Below are 231 nucleotides of genomic sequence, written 5' to 3' on the forward strand. Positions count from 1 at the left end.
CGTCGCGGCGATCCTGTTCACGCTCGGCGTGCTCGGCATCTTCATCAACCGCAAGAACATCATCGTCATCCTGATGTCGATCGAGCTGATCCTGCTCTCGGTCAACATCAACCTCGTCGCCTTCTCGACGCAGCTCAACGACATCACCGGACAGGTCTTCACCCTGTTCGTGCTGACCGTGGCGGCCGCCGAATCGGCGATCGGCCTCGCCATCCTCGTGGTGTTCTTCCG

General features: G+C 60.6%; 1 protein-coding gene. It reads left to right on the plus strand.

Features of this window, described 5'->3' with window-relative positions:
* Positions 1 to 231: NADH-quinone oxidoreductase subunit NuoK (nuoK, locus tag RVY79_RS21815; protein WP_317466712.1), on the plus strand; the 231-nt coding region annotated here is incomplete at both ends.

This window comes from Chromohalobacter sp. HP20-39, assembly GCF_033052815.1.
Lineage (GTDB): Bacteria > Pseudomonadota > Gammaproteobacteria > Pseudomonadales > Halomonadaceae > Chromohalobacter.